Annotated in this window: 4 protein-coding genes; 2 read left to right on the forward strand and 2 right to left on the reverse strand. The window is 71.7% G+C overall.

The window, feature by feature from the left end; all coding sequences use genetic code 11:
• Positions 1-113: 113 nt before the first annotated feature.
• Entirely contained in the window at positions 114-1,505 is a 1,392-nt protein-coding gene (locus ACJ8AT_RS00315; protein WP_407735489.1) for a transporter substrate-binding domain-containing protein, read from the forward strand.
• Complete coding sequence (locus ACJ8AT_RS00320; protein ID WP_407735490.1) at positions 1,502-4,450, forward strand: tetratricopeptide repeat protein; 2,949 nt, start codon at positions 1,502-1,504, stop codon at positions 4,448-4,450. The genes ACJ8AT_RS00315 and ACJ8AT_RS00320 overlap by 4 nt, the downstream gene beginning before the upstream one ends.
• Positions 4,451-4,470: 20 nt before the next feature.
• Here the strand turns inward: ACJ8AT_RS00320 and ACJ8AT_RS00325 are convergent, their stop codons facing one another.
• Together ACJ8AT_RS00325 and ACJ8AT_RS00330 are read right to left on the reverse strand one after the other, a co-directional pair.
• Entirely contained in the window at positions 4,471-5,451 is a 981-nt protein-coding gene (locus ACJ8AT_RS00325; RefSeq protein ID WP_407735491.1) for a PD-(D/E)XK nuclease family protein, read from the reverse strand.
• 127 nt (positions 5,452-5,578) lie between these two features.
• The coding region (locus ACJ8AT_RS00330; RefSeq protein WP_407735492.1) for a hypothetical protein at positions 5,579-6,359 on the reverse strand (781 nt) is incomplete at its 5' end.

A 6,359-nucleotide genomic window follows, 5' to 3' on the forward strand; every position in this document is an offset into this window, starting at 1 on the left:
GCTGGCGAGAGTGCTCATGAAGGCCGCGCCGCTCCTTGCTCTCGATGGAGAGGTTCGCTCGCGGGTCGCTCGAAGGTTGTCGGGCTCCCATCCCTGAACCCACGGAGGACGTTGTGAACCCTGGACTTTCCCGGCTGCGAACACGGTGGCGGCTGACGCTGGCCCTGTGGCTCGGTGTGCTGGCCGCGTGTGCCTCGGCGCCAGTTCCTGCTCCGGCGCGGGCCGCGCTGCGCGTGGGCACCAGCGGCGACTACCCACCCTTCAGCGATTGGAAGGGCGAGCACCCCACCGGCTTCTCCGTGGCGCTGGTAGAGGCTTTCTCCGCCTCGCAGGGATTCGAGCCCTCCTGGGTGCGCTTCCGCTGGGCCGAGCTGGTGGGAGACCTGAGCGCCGGGAAGTTTGAGCTGGCCGACAGCGGTATCACCATGCGCCCGGAGCGCTCCCTGGCAGGGCAGTTCACCGTGCCGGTGCTCCGCAACGGCGCCGTGCTGCTGCTGCGACGCCCGAGCTGGGCTCCACCCTCCCCCGGTGGCTACCCGCAAGAGCTGGGCCCGGGGCTCGATGCACTCCGGGCGCTCGACCGGCCCGAGCTCCGCGTGGCCGTCAACCGCGGCGGCCACCTGGAGCGCGTGGCCCACAGCCTCTTCCAGCACGCCCAGGTCCAGGCCATCCCGGACAACGCGGGCGTGCGGCAGGCGCTGGCCTCCGGGCAGGTGGACGCGGCGCTGAGCAACAACCTCGAGGCGCCCCGCTGGGCCGAGGGCCTCACCGGCATCGAGCTGCTGGGGCCGCTGACCCGGGATGTGGTGGCCGTCTACGTCCGCTCCGACAAGCCCGAGCTGGTGACACAGCTCGACACGTGGCTGATGGCGCAGGAGTCGAGCGGCGCGCTCGGCGAGCTGCGCAGCCGCTACCTGGGCTCGGGCGCCGGGGAGTCCACCGCCCTGCCCGTGCAGGCGCTCCTGGCGGCCACGGCCGAGCGGCTGGCGCTCATGCCCTGGGTCGCCGCCGCCAAGCAGCGCACAGGCAAGCCCGTGGAGGATCTCCCGCAGGAGGCCCGGGTGCTCGCCGCGTTCCGCGCCGACGTGCGCAAGAACCAGCCCCCAGGCCAGCCGCCGGTGACGGATGCGGCGCTGGATGCCTTCACCCAGGCGCAGATAGACGCCGCCAAGCTCGTGCAGCAGCGCACTCCCCCCGAGGCGGCGGGCCCCACCTACAGCCTGGAGACGGACCTGCGGCCGGCGGTGGCTCGCATCAGCGCGAGGATGGCCTGGCTCGTCGGCCGCCTGCCTGCCGAGCTGGACGAAGCCACGGTGTTGCAACAGGCGCGGGACTGGCTCGGCGCCAGCGGGCTGGAGCCCTCCGAGGTGGAGCGCCTGGGCCGGACGCTCGCGGCCCTGCGCCCTCGCCAGCCTCGGGGCGCCTTGAAGCCCACCGGCTCCATGCCACTCCAGGCTGGGATGTACCGTCAGGCGCTCCCTCTGGAATACTCGCTGCGCGAATGAGCCACCCCGAGCAGGAACCGAAGACCGCCCCGGCCTCCGTCTCGGTAGAAGAGGCCCCCACCTATATCCGCTCCTCCTCCACCTCCGCGAACGATGCGGCCACCTGGATCTCCAGCGAGAGGCGAGAGCCTGGGGGCTTCTCCGTGCCCACGCCCGGGCAGACCCTGGCGGGCCGCTACATGGTGTTCGAGCAGCTCGGCCAGGGCGGCATGGGCGTGGTGCTGGCCGCCTATGACACGCGGTTGGATCGGCGCGTCGCCCTCAAGCTGCTGCGCACCCTGGAGAGCCCTGAGCCCACCACCAGCGACGGCGAGGCCCGCATGGTGCGCGAGGCCCAGGCCATGGCTCGCCTCAACCACCCCCATGTGGTGGCCGTCTACGACGCGGGCCCGCTGGAGGATGGCTCCCTCTTCATCGCCATGGAGTACGTGGAGGGCCAGACGCTGCGGCAGTGGCGCGAGCAGCCACCTCGCTCCTGGCGCGAGGTGCTGGAGGCCTACCTCGCCGCGGGGAAGGGGCTGGCGGCCGCCCATGCCGCCGGACTCATCCACCGCGACTTCAAGCCCGACAACGTGCTGGTGGGAAAGGACGGCCGCGTCCGGGTGACGGACTTCGGCCTGGCTCGAGCCGCGCCGGATCTCTCCCCCTCCGAGCCGCTCCCGGCTTCCCTGCCCTCGGACGCCTTGAGCAGCGAGCTCACCGTACCCGGCACGCTGATGGGAACGCCGAAGTACATGGCGCCCGAGCTGATGCGCGGAGAGCCCGCCGGTGTCCGCAGCGATCTGTACGCCTTCTGCGTGGCGCTCTACGAGGCGCTCTACGGCCAGCTCCCCTTCCCCGCCGAGAGCATGGCCGACTACTCCCGGGCCCGGCGCGAGGGGCGGATCCTTCCGCCTCCGGCCGCGTGCGAGGTGCCCGCGTGGGTGGGGCGCACGGTGCTGCCCGGGCTCCAGGCGGATCCGGCGCAGCGCCCTGCCTCCATGGAGGCCCTGCTGACGGCGCTGCGGGATGACCCGGAGCTCAAGCGCCAGGGCCGCCGCCGCGCCCTGGCCCTGGCCTCGGTGGGAGTGGTGCTGGCGGGGCTCGCCCTGGGAGGCTGGGCGCACCAGCACTTCCAGCCGCCCCCCTGCAGCCAGGTGGCGCACCGGCTGGACGGCATCTGGGATGGCTCGGTGAAGGCGCGAGTCCATGACTCACTGCTGAGCACCGGCCTGCCCTATGCGAGCGGCACCGCCGAGCGTGTCTCGGCGCTGCTGGATGGCTACAGCGAGCGGTGGGTGAAGCAGAGCACGGCGCTCTGCGAGGCGGAGCAGGCCGCGCACCTGCCCCAGCTCGCGGCGCTGCGTGAGTCCTGTCTGGAGCGGCGGCGCAGCCGGCTGCACGCCACCACGGAGCTGCTGGCGCGCGGCGCCGATCGGGCCCTGCTGGAGAAGGCGGCCCAGGCAGCCCAGTCCCTGCCGCCGCTCGAGGACTGCGCGAACGATGAGGCGCTCACCTCGGCGGTGCCTCCGCCGGAGGATCCCCTCGTCCGGGCGAAGGTGGAGGCGCTGCTGGGGCAGGTGGACACACTCGAGGCCCTCCAAGCCGCGGGCCAGTACAAGGAGGGGTTGGCCACCGGCGAGAAGCTGTTGCCTCAGGCGGAGTCGGTGGGCCATGAGCCCCTCCACGCCCAGGTGCTGTTCGCGCTGGCGCGCCTCCAGGAAGACACCGGTGATTACAAGGGCGCCGAGGCGCTGGCGCGACAGGCGCTCTCCGCGGCCGCGCGTGGCAGGGATCCGCGGCTCATGTCCCGGGCCTTGAGCCTGCTGCTGCTCGAGGTGGGCCCCCGGCAGGAGCGCTACTCGGAGGCGGCCCCCCTGGTGCCCGCGGTGCAGGCGATGGCGGAGAGCACCGGCGACGCGCTGACGCAGGCCACGGCCTTCACGAACCTGGGCCTCCTGTTCGTCCACCAGGGCAAGTACCCGGAGGCCTGGGAGAGCCAGTCGAAGGCCCTGGCCCTGCGCCAGAAGGTGCTGGCCCCCGAGCACCCGGAGGTAGCCACCTCCCTGTTCAACCTCGCCATGGTGGACTGGTGGATGGGCCGCTATGACGAGGCGCTCGAGCGGACCGAGCGCGCCTTGGCCCTGAAGCAGAAGGCCCTGGGACCCGAACACCCCGAGACCCTCAAGATGATGGGCAACACGGCGGGCATGCTCTACGAGGTGGGCAGGTACCAGGAGTCCCTGCAGCACTACGAGCAGGCCCTGCGGCTGGAGCAGACCGTGCTCGGGCCCGAGCACCCCACCGCGCTGATGACCCTGGACAACATCAGCATCGTGCTGGTGGCCCTGGGACGGTTCGAAGAGGCGCGGCAGAACGCGGAGCGCGTCCTCGGCGTGAAGCAGAAGCTGCTGGGCCCTGACAACCCGGATCTTGCCAGCGTGCTCAACAACCTCGGGGCAGCGCTCTTCGAGCTGGGGCGCTACCCGGAGGCGCTGGAGAAGCAGGAGCGCGCCCGGGCCCTGCGGGAGAAGGCCCTGGGGCCCGAGCACGCGCTCGTGTCCGATTCCCTCCGCTCCGAGGCCCTGACGCTGATCTTCCTGAAGCGCTACCGCGAGGCCCGCGAGCGGCTCGAGCGCGCGCTGGCCATCGCCGAGAAGGCCCTGGGGGCCGAGCACCCGGATCTCACCTATCCGCTCGTCATCCAGGGGGAGCTGCTGCTGGCGCAGGGCAAGCCCACCGAGGCCCTCGCCCCGCTGGAGCGCGCCCAGAAGCTCTCTCCGAAAGGAGACATCCGCGCCGAGGTGCAGTTCACCCTGGCCCGCGCGCTCTGGGAGGCCCGGAGCGCGGAGCGCCCGCATGCCGTGGAGCTGGCCACCCAGGCTCGGGACTCCTGGCAGCACCTGGGCAACCTGCCTCGGGTGAACCGCAGCGCCGAGTGGCTGTCCACCCACCCGGGCCCCTGAAGCCCGGCCGAGGCTCCGGCTCAGGCCACCTTCGGCGCCTGCTGCTGCGCCTGCGCCTGCGCCGCTGCCTCCGCGCGCCCGCAGGGCCGCCGGAAGGCGCAGCGCGCGCACTGGGACACGTCCTCCGTCATCGGGAACACCGTGGCGTCCTTCGGCGTGTTGGTGGCCGGATCCCCCAGCACGGCGCGCATGCCCGCCACGCTCTGGGCGAAGCGCGCCTTGAAGGCCTCCATCGCCGTCAGGTCCACCTGGACGTCCTGCTCCAGCCCCTCGTTCAGGTACACCAGCGAGGCGCGCACCTTCTCCACCGGGAACTTGTAGCGCTGGGACACATAGAGCGCGTAGCCGAGCACCTGCTCGTCATACCCGTCCCGCACCTTGCCCGTCTTCCAGTCCACCACCACCGGCACGCCGGCCTCGTCCACGTACGCGAAGTCCGGGATGGCGAACACCTTCACCCCGTCCAGGGTGAAGCTGGAGAAATCGTAGCCCGCATCCACCTCCAGCCACTGCGCCGGCTTGAGCGTGCGAGCCAGCGCCGGCCACCGCGAGGAGAAGAACCACCCGAGCGCCGCGCGCACCGTCTCCCAGTTCTGCTTCCACACCTCGTCCGGCAGCGCCTCCGCGTACTCGTGCTCCACCAGCCCGGTGAACGCCTTGCGGTACTTCTGCGTCCAGTACGCCTTCTTCGCCGAGTGCCGGAAGTCGTCCTGCATCAGCCGCCGCGCCCGCGCCTCCACCTCGGCCAGCTCCACCGGGCGCCCCGCGCGAATGTCCAGCAGCACGTCCCGCACGCACTCGTGCACCACGCTGCCCGCCCACGTGTAGCGGTTGTTCAGCTTCTTGAGCACGTACAGCTCTCGCGCCTCCTTCGGGGCCTCCGCCTCCCACCCGCCCCAGGAGCGGTAGTAGTAGAGGTAGTAGGCCCGGAGGCACTCGGAGAACTTCTCGTGGCGGCTCTTGGACCAGGAGAAGTCGTTGGTGAAGGGGGTGCGCCGCATCGGAGGCGCGCATCCTATGATCTTGCCCGCCCGGCCAGAAGGGGGGCGAGCGAGGAGCCCGGCGAATCCCACACAGGACGAGGGCTTCGCCTGGGACTACCCGTCACGTCTGTCCGGCTCCGGACGGCTAGCGGCCGCCCTGGCGCAGCGCCGCGAACTGCTCGAGCACGAAGCCGCGGGCCTCCTGCTTCTCGGCCTCTCCCAGCCCCAGCTTCTTGATCTCTGCCCAGGCCGCCTTGCGCACGTGGGCGTCGGTCTGAAGGTTGGTGTCGCTGGCGAGCTTGCGGGCCACGTTCGTCAGCGCGCGCCGGTGCGGCGCCAGCGTGCGGCTGGTGGGGGTGCTCGGAGCCTGGCTCTCGCTGGGGGTGAAGGTGGAGTCCACCGGGCGGACCGACGTCATCACATCCGCGCCGAAGTGCTTGTTGCCGGAGCCGCCAGAGCCCGAGTCGACGAGGGCGTTCACCTGGCTGCGCAGGTAGCGGCGCGCCGCGTGAGCCTCGCGACGCGACGGCAGGCCGAGGGCATCGACGGCGTCCTTGATGGCACCATTGAGCGCGCCCTTCGAACCCAGCTCGGGCAGCCTCGAGAAGATGGCCGACGCGGACTGGTCGAGCTGATCCATGACCGCCTGCGACAGATCGCCCCCGTGGGGCTTGGTGCCCGAGGTGCCGATATAGGACAGGGACGCCTTCGCCCCCGTGCTGGAGGTACCGAACACAGAGCCTCCGCTGCCGGCCACCGGCAGGCGCTTCTTCTCGAAACCATCCGCCTTCGGGGCCGTGCGCGCCGGGGGGACGATCCCCGGGGAAGCCGTGGCGGGAGCGCTCTGCTGCGCGGGAGTGCGGACCGGCAGGGAAACTCGCGGGGTTTCGATTTTCAGGCTGCTCATGGCGGGGAGCCTCGATCTC

Source organism: Hyalangium sp. (genome assembly GCF_045802625.1).
Taxonomy (GTDB): Bacteria; Myxococcota; Myxococcia; order Myxococcales; family Myxococcaceae; genus Hyalangium.

Coding starts and splice junctions, on each gene's coding strand:
- ACJ8AT_RS00320 (WP_407735490.1), top strand. CDS start 1,502: ATGAGCCACCCCGAGCAGGAACCGAAGACCGCCCCGGCCTCCGTCTCG.
- ACJ8AT_RS00325 (WP_407735491.1), bottom strand. CDS start 5,451: ATGCGGCGCACCCCCTTCACCAACGACTTCTCCTGGTCCAAGAGCCGC.